This is a genomic window from Martelella sp. FOR1707, assembly GCF_053484265.1.
The window spans coordinates 123211-140727 of the sequence record NZ_JBAKFP010000004.1 but is presented as its reverse complement, the minus strand read 5'-3'; the positions used below and the strand labels follow the sequence as shown (position 1 = coordinate 140727).

At 63.2% G+C, this 17517-nt stretch carries 16 protein-coding genes and 1 tRNA gene; 6 read left to right on the top strand and 11 right to left on the bottom strand.

Features of this window, described 5'->3' with window-relative positions:
• Positions 1-5 precede the first annotated feature (5 nt).
• Complete coding sequence (gene lipB, locus V6765_RS12045) at positions 6-722, bottom strand: lipoyl(octanoyl) transferase LipB (RefSeq protein ID WP_448429054.1); 717 nt, start codon at positions 720-722, stop codon at positions 6-8.
• 194 nt (positions 723-916) lie between these two features.
• Between lipB and V6765_RS12040 the strand changes: the two genes are divergently transcribed.
• Positions 917-1001, top strand: a tRNA-Leu gene (locus tag V6765_RS12040).
• Positions 1002-1218: 217 nt separating this feature from the next.
• Here V6765_RS12040 and V6765_RS12035 read toward each other — a convergent pair.
• The 10 genes from V6765_RS12035 to V6765_RS11990 form a co-directional block, all read right to left on the bottom strand.
• Complete coding sequence (locus tag V6765_RS12035; RefSeq protein ID WP_448429052.1) at positions 1219-3948, bottom strand: DUF2339 domain-containing protein; 2730 nt, start codon at positions 3946-3948, stop codon at positions 1219-1221.
• 252 nt (positions 3949-4200) lie between these two features.
• A complete protein-coding gene (locus V6765_RS12030; RefSeq protein ID WP_448429050.1) occupies positions 4201-5112 on the bottom strand; it encodes an ABC transporter permease in 912 nt (303 codons plus the stop codon).
• Positions 5109-6203, bottom strand: coding sequence for an ABC transporter permease (locus V6765_RS12025; RefSeq protein WP_448429048.1), 1095 nt, complete (start codon positions 6201-6203; stop codon positions 5109-5111). Before V6765_RS12025 ends, V6765_RS12030 begins: the two co-directional genes overlap by 4 nt.
• Positions 6200-7711: an ABC transporter ATP-binding protein gene (locus V6765_RS12020; RefSeq protein ID WP_448429046.1), complete on the bottom strand. Its 1512-nt coding sequence runs from the start codon at positions 7709-7711 to the stop codon at positions 6200-6202. Before V6765_RS12020 ends, V6765_RS12025 begins: the two co-directional genes overlap by 4 nt.
• A gap of 13 nt (positions 7712-7724) precedes the next feature.
• Entirely contained in the window at positions 7725-8822 is a 1098-nt protein-coding gene (locus tag V6765_RS12015; protein ID WP_448429044.1) for a BMP family ABC transporter substrate-binding protein, read from the bottom strand.
• Between the two features lie 26 nt (positions 8823-8848).
• Positions 8849-10228 carry an amidohydrolase gene (locus V6765_RS12010; protein WP_448429042.1) on the bottom strand — a complete coding sequence of 460 codons (1380 nt, stop codon included), beginning with the start codon at positions 10226-10228 and terminating at the stop codon, positions 8849-8851.
• Positions 10229-10891, bottom strand: coding sequence for a glutathione S-transferase family protein (locus V6765_RS12005; protein WP_448429040.1), 663 nt, complete (start codon positions 10889-10891; stop codon positions 10229-10231).
• A complete protein-coding gene (locus tag V6765_RS12000) occupies positions 10888-11721 on the bottom strand; it encodes an aromatic ring-hydroxylating dioxygenase subunit alpha (protein ID WP_448429038.1) in 834 nt (277 codons plus the stop codon). Before V6765_RS12000 ends, V6765_RS12005 begins: the two co-directional genes overlap by 4 nt.
• Positions 11718-12365, bottom strand: coding sequence for a Rieske 2Fe-2S domain-containing protein (locus V6765_RS11995; protein ID WP_448429036.1), 648 nt, complete (start codon positions 12363-12365; stop codon positions 11718-11720). Before V6765_RS11995 ends, V6765_RS12000 begins: the two co-directional genes overlap by 4 nt.
• A 166-nt stretch (positions 12366-12531) precedes the next feature.
• Positions 12532-12813: an acylphosphatase gene (locus V6765_RS11990; protein WP_448429034.1), complete on the bottom strand. Its 282-nt coding sequence runs from the start codon at positions 12811-12813 to the stop codon at positions 12532-12534.
• Between the two features lie 165 nt (positions 12814-12978).
• Between V6765_RS11990 and V6765_RS11985 the strand changes: the two genes are divergently transcribed.
• From V6765_RS11985 to V6765_RS11965, 5 genes are all read left to right on the top strand, one after another.
• Complete coding sequence (locus V6765_RS11985) at positions 12979-13494, top strand: dihydrofolate reductase (protein WP_448429032.1); 516 nt, start codon at positions 12979-12981, stop codon at positions 13492-13494.
• Positions 13495-13638: 144 nt separating this feature from the next.
• Positions 13639-14784: an FtsH protease activity modulator HflK gene (gene hflK / locus V6765_RS11980; RefSeq protein ID WP_448429030.1), complete on the top strand. Its 1146-nt coding sequence runs from the start codon at positions 13639-13641 to the stop codon at positions 14782-14784.
• The gene (gene hflC / locus V6765_RS11975) at positions 14784-15731 is read left to right on the top strand and encodes a protease modulator HflC (protein WP_448429028.1); all 948 of its coding nucleotides are present in this window, start codon (positions 14784-14786) and stop codon (positions 15729-15731) included. The genes hflK and hflC overlap by 1 nt, the downstream gene beginning before the upstream one ends.
• A 9-nt stretch (positions 15732-15740) precedes the next feature.
• Positions 15741-15926, top strand: coding sequence for a DUF2065 domain-containing protein (locus tag V6765_RS11970; RefSeq protein WP_448429853.1), 186 nt, complete (start codon positions 15741-15743; stop codon positions 15924-15926).
• An 88-nt stretch (positions 15927-16014) separates the two neighbouring features.
• On the top strand, positions 16015-17514 hold the full coding sequence (locus V6765_RS11965) for a Do family serine endopeptidase (protein ID WP_448429026.1): 1500 nt from the start codon (positions 16015-16017) through the stop codon (positions 17512-17514).
• The last annotated feature ends 3 nt before the right edge of the window (positions 17515-17517 follow it).

Here is a 17517-nt window from a genome sequence, read left to right as displayed (position 1 = left end):
CGCGGTCAGTCCTCGATTTCCGTTTCTCCGAATACATCCTCGAAGGCTTTGCGCAGAGCGATGTCGACATCGCCCATGGTCACCGGCAGGCCGAGATCGACGAGACTGGTGACGCCATAGCCTGAAATGCCGCAGGGCACGATGCCGCCGAAATGATCGAGCTCCGGCTCGACATTGATCGACAGGCCGTGAAAGCTGACCCAGCGCCGGAGCCTGATGCCGATCGCGGCTATCTTGTCCTCGGCCATGGAACCGTCCGGCAGCGGCGCACGCTCGGGCCGTCGGACCCAGACGCCGACCCGATCCTCGCGCCGCTCGCCGCGCACGTTCATGGAATCGAGCGTCTTGATGATGGTCTCCTCGATCGCGGCGACGAAGGCGCGCACATCCCGGCGGCGACGCTTCAGGTCCAGCATCAGATAGGCAACCCGCTGACCGGGGCCGTGATAGGTATATTCCCCGCCGCGGCCGGTGTCGTAGACCGGGAATCGGTCGGCGATCAGCAGGTCGGAAGCATTGGCGCTGGTGCCGGCGGTGTAGAGCGGCGGATGCTCGACCAGCCAGACGAGCTCGTCCGCCTCGCCGGACGCGATCAGGTCGACCTCGCGCTCCATTTCGGCCAGCGCCGCAGGGTATTCCGTCAGCCCCTCGCTTACCCGCCAGCGCACCGGCGGGCTGCCGGGCTCGGGGTGCATCAGGGTTTCGATGTCGCTTCTTTGCATATGCGGATCCTTCGGCCTTCTCCTTGCAGATTTGGGGCGGGACGGCAAGCGCCGCAAGGCCTGTCGCGGCGGGCGGAGAGCGCGGTTTCACACTTCGCGTGCAGAAATGAAAAAAAACGATCAATGGCGCTTGTGTGGCGAGTTTGCTTTTGCTACATGCTGCGGCGCCGGCACAAACCGGCATCTACCACGATGCGGTCGTGGCGGAATTGGTAGACGCGCAGCGTTGAGGTCGCTGTGGGGCAACCCGTGGAAGTTCGAGTCTTCTCGACCGCACCATTTTCAGAATTTATCCAGTAAATCCAATGGCTTTTGCCGCGTTGCGCCCCACGTTGGCTCCATGTGTGGAGCACGTTGCGGCGGCGCATGGCGTCTGGCGCGATTTTCCAGCGCTCGATTCGTCGGGTGTGAACCTCGCTGGTCTTCGTGAGATTGGTTGAAAGTGTTCTAAAACACCCTCAACCAACCCAGCACGACTCTATGGGATTGCGTCCTCTTACTCTCGGTTTTCATCCGCGGTATCAGGCGGACCCGATGCTTTGTTCCAGCGCAGGTTCATGGTGCGGTCGAGCCAGCCGAGGCCGGCGAGCGCCAGACCGAGGCCGATGAAGGAGACGACGCGCAGAAGGCCTTCCAGGCCGGATATATCCACAAGGAAGACCTTCGCGATGGTAAGCCCGGTTGCCGCCATGGCGACCTTGCGCAGCGCATTGGAGCGCCTTGCAAAGCTCACCAGCAGCAAGGCGGCGCAGATGATCACCAGCGCGATCGTGTAGCTGTAGAGCTCTGGCTGGGTAACGCCCGGAACCGAAAGGTCGTTGCCGCGCCAGAATCGCCGAATCTCGCACACCACATAATAGCTGGCGAGCAGGCCCGCGACGCCGATGAAGCCGATTCGCAACCATCGCCCGAGATTGCCGATCTTCCAGGCGCCGATCGCGAGGACGACCGAAAGCGGCAGATAGGCGAGCGCCAGACTGTCGAATAGCGGCGGGCCGGTTACCAGGTTGGATCGGAAGAGGAGCGGGTTGGTGAGTGTCAGTGGCACAGCAATCAGCGTCAGGGTGATCAGGCCGAAGACGAGTGCCAGAGCGACCCGCAGAAGCCGCAGCCATCTGCTCGAAGTCGACAGACGGTTGATCTGACCCAGCATGGCGATGGCCGTCACGGCGGCAAGCAGGCCCGGCTCCTCCGGGACCAGCCGCTGCAGCAGCGCGCAGACGAATACGGCGGCGACCGTCCAGGTAGTGGTTTCGATGGCCGCCTGCACCGACGCACGCGCGCGTTCCACGGTCAGGCGCCATCCGGGATAAAGCAGCGCCAGCGTGCCGACATAGGCCTCGAAAAACATAAGCCAGGATGTGTTGCTGCGCACGGCCCAGAAAAAGCCGGGGCTGATCACCAGCCGGTAGGCGATGATCGCCAGCGCAACCTTGGTGAATATGCCAACCAGCGCGAGATCGAACCGACGATCGAGCCAGATCGTGAGAATGACCACGACGCCCAGCGCCAATGTGAGCGCCGTTTGGGTGAGTACAATAAACAGCGCCAGCGCCAGCATCGAGAGTGCGGAAATGGCGAATAGCGCCGCCCGCAGTTGCTTCCTTTCGTGATTTTCTCCACGCAGCGCCCGGTCCGTCATAAACGCCATGACCGCGGCGATGGCGAGAATGTGAAGGCTCCAGAGGTAATCCCCGAAGGCTGCCGCCGGCGACCACAGAAACTGGAAGATGAAGGCGCAGGCCGGTGCGAACACTGCGGCGCCCAGGGCAAATCCCAGCGCCGTCTTGTCTTCTCCCACGCAACGCGTCATCCGCCAGAAGCTCATAACAGACGCGACGACGGACAGGATCAGGGCAAGGGTGATGAAGGATGACGCCGAGGCTTCATCGGCCTCAGACTGAAGCGCAGCAACGAAATGGCTGAACAGCGGTCCATATTCGACGGCCTGAAGCACAGGCACCGCTAGAAACGCGGCGGCGGGCAGGAGCGGCATGTCTTCTAGCGCATCCGCCCGATGCATCCAAATCAGCGTTGCGCCTAGAATAAGGGCGATGAGCACAAAGGCAATCTTGGCCTCTGCGATTGACTGCGCCTCAAGGGAAAGCACGATGCCTGCGCCACAGACAAAGGCCGTCATCGCCCCGACGATCCGGGTGGGGAAGTCGGCGCGCGGTTTCCTGCCCGCGAATGTCGCCACTATCGTCTGGCCTGCATGGTTCGGAACGAGGCTCTGCACGGGAATTATAACGGCTGCCAGCCAGGAAAGAGCGAGGAAGGCCGTATAGTGGATCATGCCGCCCGTCGCCGCGTAAAGCATTGTTGCGGCGGCGGTGGTGGCGATCAGCACGAGCGCGGAGACCCATGCCCATCGCTTCACGCTGTCGACAGCAAGGCCGGCTATCGCGATCAGTGCAAAATAGTAGAAGAACAGCCAGCCGCTATCCGATTCGCCGCCGACGAGAAACGGCGCGGCTGTGGCGCCGATAATCCCGACGGCGCTGAGTACCGAGCCATAAACCCAGCCGAGCGCCACAGCCAGAACGCTGACCAGAACAAGCCCGGCCAGCGTCGTCTCCGCGGAAACAAGTCCATAAAGCAGGCGGGCGGCAAGCACAGCGGCAAAAAGCGTTATCAGACCCGCGCCGGCGAAGACGGACGGCAAAGAGCGGGTGGCCGGCGTCTCCTCATCGCCATAGCGGCGGCGAAGCTTCTCGCCGACGCCCACCAGCAGCGCGCCCAGGATCAGCGCTCCGATAACCCGCCATATCGGCGTCAGAAGCCCGTTTTCGACGCCGTATTGCACCATGAAGATGCCGCCAAGCGCCAGCGATAGTGCCGCAAGGGCGATCGTCCAGTTGCCGCGAAGCCATTCGCCGAACTGCCGCAGCAGCGTTCCGGTAAAGACGAAGGCGCGCGGGGGGCCGCTTGGCGCGGCCGGCGGCCGAGGGGTTTCGGTCGTTTCTTTTTTTTGCGGCGCGGCGCTTGCGGGCCTCTCCGTGGTGGCGGCGAGTGGTGCGACAGGCGTCTTTCTCGGCTCCTCGACGGTGGAGGCGGCGGCAGTTTCCGCGCTGCCATTGGTGAGACGCTCCAATTCGTCCACCCGTCCGCGAATGGTCTGATGCTCATCCTCCAGCCTGTTCAGCCGGCGCTTCAGCTCCTTGTTCGAAACCGCCAGCGCGGCCAGGATCAGAAGCAAAAACAGAAGTCCAAAGAACGAAGTCATTTCAACACATTCCACTTTCAGACGCAGTGCGACAGGTCTAGCCGAGATGTTTGCCGACGTTAAGGGCAAAGCTGGGTTTCGGCGCAAGCGACGTTATCGCCCTGGCAGCAGAACCACGACGTGTTTCGAAATCACGGCTGCGTGAGAGAGGGCAAGCAGCAACCGGAGCGAGGAAACGCCGCTACGATGAGTTCCGGGATTGGCCTTTCCCTCAAGGCCGACGCTCATCAACGCCTGTCCAGCGGCGGGGCTCTACCGTTCATACGGCTCGCCGAGCGAGGCGATGCCGTTGAGCTTCAGCAGGCGACGGTCGGCGGAGATGATGCCGAGCACGATGATGGTGACGATGTAGGGCAGGGCGGAGAGCAGTTGCGAAGGAAGGCCGACGCCGGCGGCCTGCGCGGCGAGGCTCAGGAGCGAAACCAGCCCGAACATGCATGCGCCGAGAAAGACCCGCCCCGTCAGCCACGTGCCGAAGACAACGAGGGCGATGGCGATCCAGCCGCGTCCGGCGATCATGCCGTCGGCCCAGAGCGGGGTGTAGACCGTTGCCGCATAGGCGCCGGCAAAGCCCGCCATGGCGCCGCCGAAGACGATGGCTGCGAGACGCACGACGATGACGGGGAAGCCGATCGCATGCGCGGCCTTCGGGTTTTCGCCCACCGCCCGCACGATAAGGCCGGTCTTGGTGCGGTTGAGCATGAACCACACGCCGAAGGTCGCTGCCAGCGACAGCCAGACCAGGATATCCTGGCTGAACAGCCCGCCGATGACGGGAATATCGGAAAGGCCGGGGATGGAAAGCTTCGGCAGCCCCTTGATCGTCAGGCTCTCATAGGTCTTGCCGAACAGCGCGGAAAGCCCCTGGCCGAGAATGCCGATCGCAAGGCCGGCCGCGACCTGGTTGGCGCGGAACCCGAGCACGACGAAGGCAAAGACCAGCGCAAGAAGCGCGCTGACGATGCCTGCGGCGACAAATCCTAGGACATGGCTTCCGCTGTGGTAGACGACGATGAAGGCGATTGCCGCGCCGAGCGCCATCAGACCTTCAAGGCCGAGATTGATGACGCCGGAGCGCTCGACCACGAGCTCGCCAAGGGCGGCCAGCAGAAACGGCGTTGCGGCGGCCAGCATGCCGGCGATGATGAATTCGATGGCGTTCATGCCGTCCTCCGACGAGGGGTGGCCGGCCATTCCAGCCGGTAGCGCGTGAAGGCGATGGCGACGAGATAGGCGAGCAACAGGCTACCCTGGAAGACCCGCACGGCGGCGACCGGCAAGTTGGCGGAAACCATGGCGTTGTCGCCGCCGATATAAAGCGTGGCCATGAATAGCGAGGAGAAGATGATGCCGATCGGATGCAGGCCGCCGAGATAGGCGACGATGATCGCCGCATAGCCGTAGCCGGTCGCAATCGAGCGCTGGAGCTGGCCGACGGGGCCGGCCACTTCGGCGGCGCCCGCAAGACCCGCCGCAAAACCGCCGATCAGCAGCGAAAGCCAGATCGCGCTCTTGTCACTGAAGCCTGCATAGCCCGCCGCCTTCGGCGCAAGACCGCCGACCTGCAGTCTGTAGCCCATGAAGCTCTTCTGCATGAATACGAATGCGGCAGCGGATAAGACGAGGGCAATCAGCAACGAGACATTGACCCTGGTGCCGGGGATCAGCGTTGGCACCATCGCGTCATACTGAAACATCACCGATTGCGGGAAATTGAAGCCGTTCGGGTCCTTCCAGGGGCCGAGCAGCAGATAGTAGAGCAATTGCAGGGCGACGAGGCTCAGCATCAGCGAGACCAGGATTTCGCTGGCGTTGAGCCTTGTGCGCCAGAACGCCGTGATCGCGGCCCAGAGCGCGCCGCCGACCGCGCCGAGCAGAAGCATCAGCGGCCAGATCCAGAACCCCGTCGCCATCGGAAACCAGACCGGGATCGCCGAGGCGAAGATTGCGCCGAGAATGAACTGTCCCTCCGCACCGATATTGAAAACCTTGGCCCTGAAACCGATGGCGAGACCCTGCGCGATCAACAGCAGCGGCCCTGTCTTCAGCAGCACTTCCGAAAACGAGGTCCAGGAGATGAACGGTTCGAGCAGCATGGCGTAGACGACCGCCGTTGGGCTGCGGCCCATCAGCACGTAAAGCCCGACATTGAGGATCACGGCCGCCAGCAGCGCCAGCGGCGGCGCGAGCAGGGTCGCCTTCAGCGAGGCTTGTTCGCGCTTTACCAGGTTGGGCAGGAATGACAGGGCGGTCATGAGGCGCGTTTTCCTGTTTCGGAGCCGATCATGTAGCGGCCGATCTCCTCGGGTCTGGTGTCGCGGGTGACGAGCGGCGGGCTCAGTCGGCCGTGATGGAGCACCTGGATGTGGTCGGAAAGCTCGAATAATTCCTCAAGCTCCTCGGAAATCACAAGGATCGCCATGCCGGCATTGCGCAGCGCGATCAGCCGCTGCCGGATCGCGGTCGCCGCCCCGATGTCGACGCCCCAGGTCGGCTGGGCGACGAATAGCAGTTTTGGCGCCAGCATGATCTCGCGCCCGACGATGAATTTCTGCAGATTGCCGCCGGAAAGCGCGCCGGCTTCGGCCTGCGGTCCCGGCGTGCGCACGTCATATTCGCTGATGCACTCAAGCGCGAAGGCCTCCGCCGCTTTCCTGTCGATCACGCCGTTGCGGACCACGTTGCGGCCATGGGCCGTCAGAATGCCGTTCATCGCCAGAGACATTTCCGGGACCGCGCCCCGGCCAAGCCGCTCCTCGGGAACGAAGGCGAAGCCGAGCTTGCGCCGGGCGGCAGCGCCCAGGGGTCCGACATCCTTGCCCATCATGAAGATGCGGTCAGCGGCGGGAAGGCGGGTCTCGCCGGAGATCAGCGCCGTCAGCTCGCTCTGGCCATTGCCGGAAATGCCGGCGATGCCGAGAATTTCGCCGCCGCGAACGGTGAGGGTGATGCCCTTGAGAGAGACGCCGAACGGGTCTTCGGGCTTGTAGTCGAGGCCGATGATCTCGAGCTGCTTGTCGCCCTGCTCGACCGGCTCGGCGGGCACCGGTTCGGGGATATCGCGGCCGATCATCATCTTCGCGAGCGTGTGCTCGTCATGCGCGCGCGGGTCGAGATGGCCTGTCACGCGGCCGGCGCGCAGGATCGTCGCCCGGTCGCAGATCGCCTGGATTTCCTCCAGTTTGTGCGAGATCAGCAGGATCGATACGCCGCCATCGCGCAGGCGCTGCAAGGTCTCGAACAGAAGGGTGACCGCCTGCGGCGGCAGCACCGATGTCGGCTCGTCCAGGATCAGAAGCTTGGGGTCCGTCATCAGGCAGCGGATAATCTCGACCCGCTGGCGCTCGCCGACTGAAAGCGCGTGGACATGGGCGAAGGGATCGACCTCCAGCCCGAAATCGCGGCCAAGAGCGCGCATGCGCTGGGCGAGCGCGCCCTTGGTGCCGGACATGACCAGTTGAATGTTCTCGACGACGGTGAGCGTCTCGAACAGGGAGAAATGCTGGAACACCATTCCGATGCCCTGCCGGCGGGCGGCGGCGGGCGAGGCGAGCGCGATCGGCGCGCCGTTCCACGCCATGCTGCCGGCATCGGGCTGCTCCACGCCATAGATCAGCTTCATCAGCGTGGATTTGCCCGCGCCGTTTTCGCCGAGGATCGCGTGGATCGATCGCGGAGCGACGGCGAGGTCGATGTCCTGATTGGCCTGGACCTGTCCGTAACTCTTCGAAATGCCCGTGAGCGAAAGGAGCGGTGTCTCCATCCCCATCGGGGCCCTATTGCGGCAGCGGCGTGGTGACGCCTTGGACGTGCCAGTCCATGGCGACGATCTGCTCGTCGGTCATGGTCTCGCCATCGGCGACGCCCTCGCTGCCGTCGGCCTTGGCGATCGGTCCGGTGAACGGCGAGAAGCTGCCGTCGGCAATCTCGGCTTCGGTCGACTTGATCTTCTCCATGATGTCGGCCGGAATGTCGCTGTTGAGGTCGACGACTTCCACCACATTGTCAGCCATGCCGAGGAAGGCATTGGCGCCCTTGAACGTGCCGGCCATGTGGGCGTCGACCTGCGCCTTGAAATAGGGCGACCAGTCGGTGGCGACGCAGCCGAGATATTTCTCCGGCGCGTATTTCTGCATCGAGGAGTTGAGGTTGAAGGCATAGACGCCGGCTTCTTCGCAGGCAGAGATGACCGAAGGCGTGTCCTGCGCGTTGGAGAAAATCACGTCGCAGCCCTGCGCGATCAGCGCCTTGGCGGCATCCTGTTCCTGGGCCGGATCGAACCAGGAATTGACCCAGACCACCGAGACCTCGACATCGGGGTTCACAGCCTGCGCGCCGAGCGTGAAGGCGTTGATCGAGGTGATCAGTTCGGGAATGGCGAAGGCGGAGACGGAGCCAAGCTTGCCGGACTTGGAAACCGCGGCGGCGGCCATGCCGAGCAGATAGGTGCCCTGGAAATATTTGGCGGCAAACGGCGAGAAATTCGGCGCGACCATGTAGCCCGAGGCATGTAGCACGCTGACCTTGGGGTTGCGCCGGGCGATCTGGAAAGCGCCGTTCTGGTAGCCGAACGAGCCGGCGATCAGGAAGTTATTCCCATCGGCCACGGTCTTGTTCATGATCCGGTCGGCGTCCGGTCCTTCCATGATATTTTCAAGCACGGTGACCTTGACCTTGTCGCCATAGGCTTCCTTGATCGGCTCGAGGCCGGCGGCCAGCGCATGGCCCCAGCCGACATCGCCGATCGGCGACGGCACGACGAGCGTGATGCCGAGCGGTTCGTCGGCGGCAAAGGCGTGTCTTGCGCCCATCGCGCCGGCAAGGCCGGTGGCGGCTGCGGCCTGGATCAAGGTTCTGCGGGTAATCTTGGTCATGTTCTCGGTTCCCTGGAGGTTGGTTTTTACATTGCGATGCCGGCGAGCGCCTGTTCGGCGTCCGCGAAGAGTTTCTGTTCGTCGAGGCCGGTGAATTCGCCGTCCTGCCAGACGATCCGTCCGTTGATCATGGTCATGTCGGTTGCGCTGCCGATGCCGACGCGCGGGATCAGGCTCAGCGGATCGTGACGCGTGCCGACATAGTCCATGCGCCGGGTGTCGATTGCGAACAGGTCGGCGGCCATGCCGGGTGCGAGCCGGCCGATATCGCTGCGCCCGAGCAGGCTTGCGCCGCCCGTGGTGGCATAGGCGAGGAAATCGGCGGGTGGGGGCACGGGATGCTTGCGGGTCGATGAGACGAGGCACTGCAGCATGTAACCGGAATGCAGGCAGTGCATCAGGTTGGAATTGTCGTTGGAGGCAGCGCCGTCGCAGCCGAGACCGATACGCATGTCGAAGGCGGCCATCGCCGGGATATCGGTCACCTCGGCGCCAACAAGATAGACCGGCTCCGGGCAGTGGGAAACGCCGGTGTCGCTTGCCGCCATCCGGCGCAGCTCGTCATGGGTCAGTTCCCAACAATGAGCGTAAAAGGTATCGGGGCCGGCAAAGCCCATTTCCTCCAGATAGTCGACGGTGCGCAGCCCATGGCGGGCCTCCATCACCGGGCTCTCGCCCTCGCCGACATGGGTGTGCAGCAACACGCCGCGATCGCGCGCCAGACGCACCGATTCCACGAAGGTCTCGCGATAGCTGTTGACCGGCTGGCAGGGCGAGACGACGACCTGACGCATGCTGAATGGCCCGGCATCGTGATAGGCGTCGATCAGCCGCGCGCAGTCGCCGATGAACTCGTCGGTCGTCTCCAGCATCTCGTCGGGTATGGTCGAGCCCTCGGACTTCGGCAGGCTGTTGCCACCGCGCCCGGCGTGGAAACGCATGCCGAACAGATCGGCGGCCTCGAACTGGCGGTCGATCAGCCGTTTGCCGGCATGGCGGGGGAAATTGTACTGATGATCGAAGGCGGTGGTGCAGCCATGCTTGATCAGTTCAGCCATGGCCGTGACCGAGGAATGGTAGAAACTGTCCTCGTCAAGGCGCGAAAATACCGGATAGATCCGGTCGAGCCATTCGATCACCGACAGTTTGGTCCAGTCCAGATCGGCCCGGTTGCGGACGAAGCACTGGAAGAAGTGGTGGTGCGTGTTGATGAGGCCGGGATAGACGAACCATCCATCCGCATTGATCTCCGTCGCGCCCTCGGGCATCTCCCCCTCCGCAAGACCCGGGCCGATGGCCTTGATCGCCGGGCCTTCGGTGAGGAGATCGACATTGCGCAGAACGGTGGGGCCGTTGCCGTCATCGACCACAACGGCCGCGCAGTTCTTGAGCAGATAAGCGGCCACTCAGCTTTCCTCCGCCGCGTGTTCCGGTTCCGGCTTCAGTTCATGCAGCCGGTGGATGCCCGGCATCTCGATGAAGCCATCAAGCGAGCGCATGGCCCGCAGCCAGAGGCGGATCGTCGGGTAGGAATCGAGCAGGATATTGCCGTCTGGAGCGAGCGCCACATAGGGGAAGCAGGCGATATCGGCAATCGTTGGCCGGTCGGCGGCAAGATAGCGCATGCCGCGCTCGCGCTGCTCGAAGAGGCCCATTTCCAGTTCCCTGAGCGCCGCAACGCCTGCGGCGGACAAGGCATCGATATCGCCCGGCATGTTGAGCATCTGATGCAGCCTCGCGCCGCCAAGGCTCGCCGTCAGCCTGGGCGAGAAGGCAAGCCATTGCTGCACGAGGGCGATCTCGACGGGGTCGTCGGTCCGGCCCAGCCATGAGGGCGCCGAACCGGCCGCGATATAGGCGAGCATGGCCGAGGATTCGGTCAGAACCAGATCGCCATCCGTCAGGATCGGAAGCGTTCCGGCCGGGTTGAGCTGCAGCATTTCCGGGCCGCGATGTTCCCTGCCGGGGTGAAAGTCGACCGCGCGGGTTTCGAGCGTGACGCCGGCAAGGGCGGCCATCAGGCGAACCTTGTAACAGCTTGGAGAAAGTATGTAGTCGTAGAGTTTCATTGGGCCACCAATTGCGCGCCATAGGTATAGTTGTGGCGCTTCAGCCAGCGTCTGTAGGCGATGGATGTCATATCGGCTCGCGTCGGGATTTCCTTGCCGGGGTCAAGCGGCAGGCGCGCGGGGATCTGGTTTTCGAGGATCGAGCGGTCCTGCAGGAAGATCATCTGCTGGAACTGGATCAGGTCGGTCATCGACGACGTATCGTCGAACAGCGCCATCCACGGCCACACCTCGCAGGTTTCCTCCGTCAGCGGCTGCACGAACAGCGCGATCACATCCCATTCGCCGGGGCGCGGCGGGCAGGATTTGTAGAGCACCGAGCAGGTGGGGGCGGGGACGCGGTACATATAGTCCGTGTCGATGCCGCCGCTTGCCGATTTGGCCGCTTGCGGCTGGTAGAACTTCACCTGGGTCGCCCAGACCTCGTCCTCCTCCTCGCGGATTTCGACCTTGTAGTTGAAGACTTCGGTGTGAGGTTCGGCGCCCAGAATATCGGTATGGACGAAGGGGAAATGGGCGATGTCGAGAAAATTCTCCACGGCACGCAGCGGCGAGCACTGAACCCGGACGATGCCGACATCGACAAGGCGGCGTTCGGGATCGTTGGCTTCCGGAATGTCGAACAGCTCGTGGTCGGGGGACCCGAGCGAGGTCCAGACATGGCCGTAGCGCAGGCGGACGGGCAGCGCACGCCCGTCCGCGCCGATCGCCGTCGCCTCGTCGTCGCCAACGCGCGTCACGATGATGTTTTCGCCCATCAGCATGGTGTCGCGGCGATCGAGTTGGCTGAACAGCGCGACCGGATACCATTCGTCTCGCATGGCGTTCATGATCTGGCTCCCTGGTTGCTGGCGGTCTCAGCCTTGCGGCGCAGCGTTTCCGCCTGTCGCGAGGCGGCGAGCCGTTGCGATGGCGTCGCGGCGGCGGGAACCAGCACATGTATTAACGTTGCGGCTTCGCCCTGCGGGGCAAGCAGAAGACAAAAGGCGTCATCGGATGGTTTCAGCACGCCGTCCGCATCGGCCTGTGCATCGGCGGCCAGTTCGATTGCGGCAATGCCGGCGCTGACATTCAGAGAGCGAAGCGGCGTCAGCCCATCCAGAGCCGGCGGCGGGCCGGCATCCTCGCCATTCGCGATCCAGATAATGCCGTTCTGTTCGACCACCGGGTAGGTTTCCACGCGGATGGTCTTCGGCGGCGTGAGGTCGGGGTGGGCGGGGATGCGCAGACACTGGCCATCCTGGCCATAGCGCCAGCCATGATAGATGCAGGACAGCGCCTCGCCGCGCACGAAACCGTGGGAAAGGCGCATGCCCCTGTGGGGACAGCGGTCGTCGGAGGCGGTCAGGCGGCCGGAGGCGCTGCGCCACAGGGCGATGGCCTTGTCCGCGAGACGGGCCGGCATCGCCGTGCGCGCGGCCAGGTCGGTCGAGAGCGCCGCCGGCGTCCATCTGCCCGTTGTCTGGGGGTGCATTTCGGGGCTTTCCAAAACTTGATTTGTCATCAGCCGGCGCGTTCTTTCAACAAGCGGTCGCGTCGACGGCGTCTAAATTTGCACAGCAAATATGCATTGGCAAGAATGAACAATTTTGATGCAAAGGTAATTCATGGACGGGCGTCTTGAGGCATATCCCGTCCCGTCAATGGCTGACCGGCTCATCGGATTTCGGCATGGCATTGAGCGGCAGGCATTCGATGTCCTCGACCCAGATATCGATCGGCCCAAGCGAACAGGCCATTTCCATCGCGTCGATCAGGGCGGGCGGGCCTTTGACCGCCATTTCGATGCGTTCGGGCGAGGCGGCGATGATTCGCTTCTCCAGTCCGAGCTTGCGGGCATGGCGGTCCATCCAAGGGAGAAAGCTGTCGGCGCCGAAACGGCCGCGCATGATGAATTTCTGTGTCTGGTCGATCTGGGTCAAAGGCGGTTCTCTGAAAGGGTCGTCGCACGCCTGCCGGAGGCTTTCGGCCAAATTATGCAGTCGCGCAATATCCGTCCAGCCCTCTGGTGGACAATCCGGTCTGGCGTTGGACCTTGCGGGAAGGTTATGGCATGAAGCGGCGAGCCGCTTTTGAGGAGCCCAATCATGGAAAAAATCGACATCGTGCTGGTCGCGGCCGTGGCCGAAAACGGGGTGATCGGCCGGGCCGGCGACATGCCCTGGCACCTGGGCTCCGATTTCAAACGCTTTCGCGCGATCACCAAAGGCAAGCCGCAGATCATGGGCCGCAAGACGTTTGAATCAATCGGCAAGCCGCTTCCCGGCCGCACCAATATCGTCGTGTCGCGCGATCCCGGTCTCGTGATCGAGGGATGCCTGATGGCGACCTCGCTGGAGGAGGCGCTGGCGCTTGCCGGGAAGGATGCCGCGGAAAAGGGCGTGGATGAAATCTGCGTTCAGGGCGGCGGCGAGATTTACCGGCAGGCGATAGCACTGGCCGACCGCCTGCGCATCACCCATGTCGAGACCACGCTTGCAGGCGATACGGTGTTTCCCGAAATCGATCCCGCGACTTGGGAGATTGGCGAGGAGGAAAGGCTTCCCGCCGGCGAGAAGGATGACTATCCGACCTGCTACAGGGTCTATGAACGCCGTCGTTGAACAGGAATTTACCGAGAAAACCTTTTCGTTATCACGGATCGCGTTGAAAGCGGTCGTCCGCATCCTTATAACGGGGCAAACGCCTTGCGCGTCAACGGGGCCGCGCGTGGCGGTCCAGAGGAAACAAACAGGTAAGAGGTGTGGATGCCCTGGAGCAATCAGAATGGCGGCGGTCCCTGGGGAGGCGGCGGCGATAATCAGGGACCCTGGGGGCAGGGGCCGAAACGCCCCTCCGGCGGCGGCAATGGCGGCAACGGAAACGGCGGCCCGCCCGATATCGAGGATTTCTTCCGCAAGGGCCAGGATCAGTTCAAGGGCATGTTCCCCGGCGGTTTCAGCGCCGGCCTGATCGCCATCATCATTCTGGTGGTTGCGGTGTTCTGGGTCATGCAGTCGGTCTACACCATCCAGCCCGACCAGCGCGGCGTGGAGCTGCGCTTCGGCAAGCCCAAGACGGACGTCGCCCAGCCGGGTCTACACTTCATGTTCTGGCCGTTCGAGACCGTCGAGAAGGTCGACATCACCGAACGCCGCCTCAGCATTGGCGGCGGCCGCGGCGATCCGGAAGGCATCATGCTGACCGGTGACCAGAACATCGTCGATCTCAGCTTCTCGGTGATCTATAACGTCACCGATCCGAAGAGCTTCCTGTTTGACGTGGAATCGCCCATCGAGACGCTCGACCAGGTGTCGGAAAGCGCCATGCGCGAGGTTGTCGGTCGCAGGCCCGCCAACGACGTCTACCGCGAGCAGCGCGAGGCGATCGCCGTCAACGTGAAATCGATCATTCAGGAAACGATGAACGAATACGGCGCCGGCATTACCGTCAACGCCGTGTCCTTCCAGGACGCGTCGCCGCCGCAGCAGGTGGCCGATGCCTTCGACGAGGTGCAGCGCGCCGGTCAGGATGCTGACCGCTTCCAGCAGGAAGCCAACCAGTATGCCAACAAGGAACTGGGTGCAGCCCGCGGTAACGCGGCCGTGGTCCGCGAGGCGGCGGCCGCCTACAAGGACCGCGTCGTCAAGGAAGCCGAAGGTGAGGCCGAGCGCTTCATCTCGATCTACGATTCCTATCGCACCGCGCCGGAAGTGACCCGCAAGCGTCTCTATCTGGAGACCATGCAGGGCGCGCTGTCGCAGTCCAAGAACGTCATTGTCGATGATGAAGGGCAGGGGGTCGTTCCCTATCTGCCGCTCGATCAGATCGACCGTGATGCGGCCCAGCGGACGCAGCGGACGCTTCCCGCATCGTCCTCGACGCAGAACCAGACCCAGGGAGCGAGCCAGTAATGTCATCCAATCGTCTTCTCGCTACCCTTGTCGCCATCGGCGTCATTCTCGTCGTGCTTTATGGGTCGTTCTTCGTGGTCAATCCGCGCCAGCAGGCGATCGTCATCCGCTTCGGTGAGATCCAGCGCGTGGAGTCGGAGCCGGGAATCTATTTCAAGCTTCCCTTCTCCTTCATCGATGCCGACCGGGTTCAGTACGTCTCGAAGCAGGATCTGCGCTTTGACCTCAGCGATCTGCGCATCCAGGTCGCCGACGGCAAGTTCTACATCGTTGACGCATTCGCGGTGTACAACATCGATGATCCGGAACGCTTCCGTGAGGCCGTTTCGGGCGACCGGACGGAGGCCGAGGGGCAGCTGCGCTCGCTGCTCGATTCGGCCCTGCGCCGGGTCTATGGTCTGCGCGGCTTCCAGGCGGCGCTCTCCTTCGAACGCGCTTCGATGATGGAGGAAGTCCAGGAACTGCTGCGCAACGATGCCGAGAAGCTCGGGATCAAGATCGTCGACGTCCGCGTGCTGCGCACCGACCTGACGCCTGAGGTCTCGGAAGATACCTATTCGCGGATGAAGTCGGAGCGTCTCGCGGAAGCCGAGGCGATCCGCGCCAGCGGCCGCGAACAGGCCGAAACCCGGCGAGCCGTGGCCGATCGCCAGGTCGTCGAGATCACCTCGCAGGCGGAAAAGGAAGCCGAAATACTGCGCGGTGAAGGCGATGGCGAACGCAACCGCATCCTTGGCGATGCCTATGGCCGCGATCCTGCCTTCTTCGCCTTCTATCGTTCGATGAACGCCTACAGGGACGTCATCAACGACAATGCGACGATGGTGCTGTCGCCGAATTCGGAGTTCTTCGAATTTTTCGACAACAGTGGCAGTGGCGATGCGCCGGCGCCGTTCGCGGCGGAAGTGGAAGAGGATGCGACGGAAGTTCCCGCCGGGAGCAACTGATCCATGCTGATGCAGGATATCCTGATCGGATTCGCATTCTTTCTGATCATCGAGGGGCTGGTCTATGCACTGGCCCCTTCGTTTCTTGTCTCCATGGCAAGACTGCTGCCGACCATTTCGGAAGGCGCATTGAGATTGACGGGCGTTGTCGCCGTAGCGCTGGGCGTGCTGCTGGTGTTTCTGGTGCACGGCTAAGGAGGCGATAGGCCGGCGTTTTCGAAGGCTTCGGTCTCGATCTTCGCCGGGAATGCCCTATGATCTGATCATCAATGACGGAGGCTTCATGTCGAAGACAGTCGATACCCTCTTTGTCCGCCGCGCCGCCGGTCTCGGGCTTGCTGTCGCTCTAGCCGTTTCGACGCAGCTTGCGGGGCCGATCGACCGGGCGGAGGCGGAAACACTCTCCGACGTCTCGATCGCGGACATGGCCGAAAGATTGTTGCCCTCCGTGGTCAATATCTCGATCTCGCAAGAAGGCGATGGCGACGCCAGCGATCGTCCGGTGCCAAAGGTGCCCGAGGGCCAGCCTTTCGAGGAATTCTTCGAGGACTTCTTCGATGGCGAAGGCGGGCCCGGCAGCCGGCCGGTGTCCTCGCTTGGGTCCGGATTCATCATCGATCCGGACGGCATCGTGGTCACAAACAACCACGTGATCGAGAATGCCGACACGATTTCCGTGACGCTCGCCGATGGCGAAACGCTGGACGCGACGCTGCTCGGCGTCGACGACAAGACCGATCTCGCCGTCCTCAAGGTTGAGCCCGATGAACCGCTTCCGGCGGTAAAATTCGGCGATTCGCGCACCGTCCGGATCGGCGAATGGGTGGTGGCGATCGGCAATCCCTTCGGTCTCGGCGGCTCGGTGACGCTCGGCATCGTCTCGGCGCGCGGGCGCGAGCTCGACGGGCCCTATGACAATTTCATCCAGACCGATGCGGCGATAAACAAGGGCAATTCCGGCGGCCCGCTGTTCAACATGGATGGCGAGGTGATCGGCATCAATACCGCGATCCTGTCACCTTCGGGTGGCTCGATCGGCATCGGCTTCGCCGTGCCAAGCGAGCTTGCGGAAAACATCGTCGACCAACTCGTCGAATTCGGCCAGACGCGCCGCGGCTGGATCGGCATTCGCGTGCTGGAGGTCAGCGATGACCTTGCGGCTTCGCTGGGTTCGGACGATCCATCGGGCGTCGCGGTCGGCTCGATCATCGAGGACGGCCCGAGCGCCGGCGGCCCGCTCGAGGAAGGCGATATCATCCTCAGTTTCGACGGCCATCCGATCGAAAGCCCTCGCGACCTGCCGCGTTTCGTGGCTGAGTCCCGAATCGGTGAACCGGCCGATGTCGAAATCATGCGCGACGGCGAACGGATGACGGTTCAGGTCACGCCGCAATTGCTGGAAGAGCCCGAACTGGCGGAAAGCGAGCCGGCATTGGCCGATGAAGCCCTGCCGGAGGATGGCGTGCCCGACCAGCCCGGCCTCCCCGTGTCGCTTTACGGCCTCACGCTCGGCGATCTCGACGACAATGGCCGCGCGCTCTACCAGATCGACGGCGATGTCGAGGGCGTGCTGATCACTGAGGTCGAGCCGGACAGTGCTGGCGCAGACGAGGGGCTTGAGCCCGGCATGGTGATTGTCGAGGTCGAGCAGGATGCGGTTTCGACGCCGCAGGAGGTGCGCTCCAGCATCGTCAAGCTGATTTCCGAGGGCCGCCGCAGCGTGTCGCTTATGGTCGCGGCCCCCGACGGCGCGCTCAGAATCGTCAGCCTGGTGCTGGAATAGGCC

Coding starts and splice junctions, on each gene's coding strand:
- lipB (WP_448429054.1), bottom strand. CDS start 722: ATGCAAAGAAGCGACATCGAAACCCTGATGCACCCCGAGCCCGGCAGC.
- V6765_RS12035 (WP_448429052.1), bottom strand. CDS start 3,948: ATGACTTCGTTCTTTGGACTTCTGTTTTTGCTTCTGATCCTGGCCGCG.
- V6765_RS12030 (WP_448429050.1), bottom strand. CDS start 5,112: ATGAACGCCATCGAATTCATCATCGCCGGCATGCTGGCCGCCGCAACG.
- V6765_RS12025 (WP_448429048.1), bottom strand. CDS start 6,203: ATGACCGCCCTGTCATTCCTGCCCAACCTGGTAAAGCGCGAACAAGCC.
- V6765_RS12020 (WP_448429046.1), bottom strand. CDS start 7,711: ATGGAGACACCGCTCCTTTCGCTCACGGGCATTTCGAAGAGTTACGGA.
- V6765_RS12015 (WP_448429044.1), bottom strand. CDS start 8,822: ATGACCAAGATTACCCGCAGAACCTTGATCCAGGCCGCAGCCGCCACC.
- V6765_RS12005 (WP_448429040.1), bottom strand. CDS start 10,891: ATGAAACTCTACGACTACATACTTTCTCCAAGCTGTTACAAGGTTCGC.
- V6765_RS12000 (WP_448429038.1), bottom strand. CDS start 11,721: ATGAACGCCATGCGAGACGAATGGTATCCGGTCGCGCTGTTCAGCCAA.
- V6765_RS11995 (WP_448429036.1), bottom strand. CDS start 12,365: ATGCACCCCCAGACAACGGGCAGATGGACGCCGGCGGCGCTCTCGACC.
- V6765_RS11985 (WP_448429032.1), top strand. CDS start 12,979: ATGGAAAAAATCGACATCGTGCTGGTCGCGGCCGTGGCCGAAAACGGG.
- hflK (WP_448429030.1), top strand. CDS start 13,639: ATGCCCTGGAGCAATCAGAATGGCGGCGGTCCCTGGGGAGGCGGCGGC.
- hflC (WP_448429028.1), top strand. CDS start 14,784: ATGTCATCCAATCGTCTTCTCGCTACCCTTGTCGCCATCGGCGTCATT.
- V6765_RS11970 (WP_448429853.1), top strand. CDS start 15,741: ATGCAGGATATCCTGATCGGATTCGCATTCTTTCTGATCATCGAGGGG.
- V6765_RS11965 (WP_448429026.1), top strand. CDS start 16,015: ATGTCGAAGACAGTCGATACCCTCTTTGTCCGCCGCGCCGCCGGTCTC.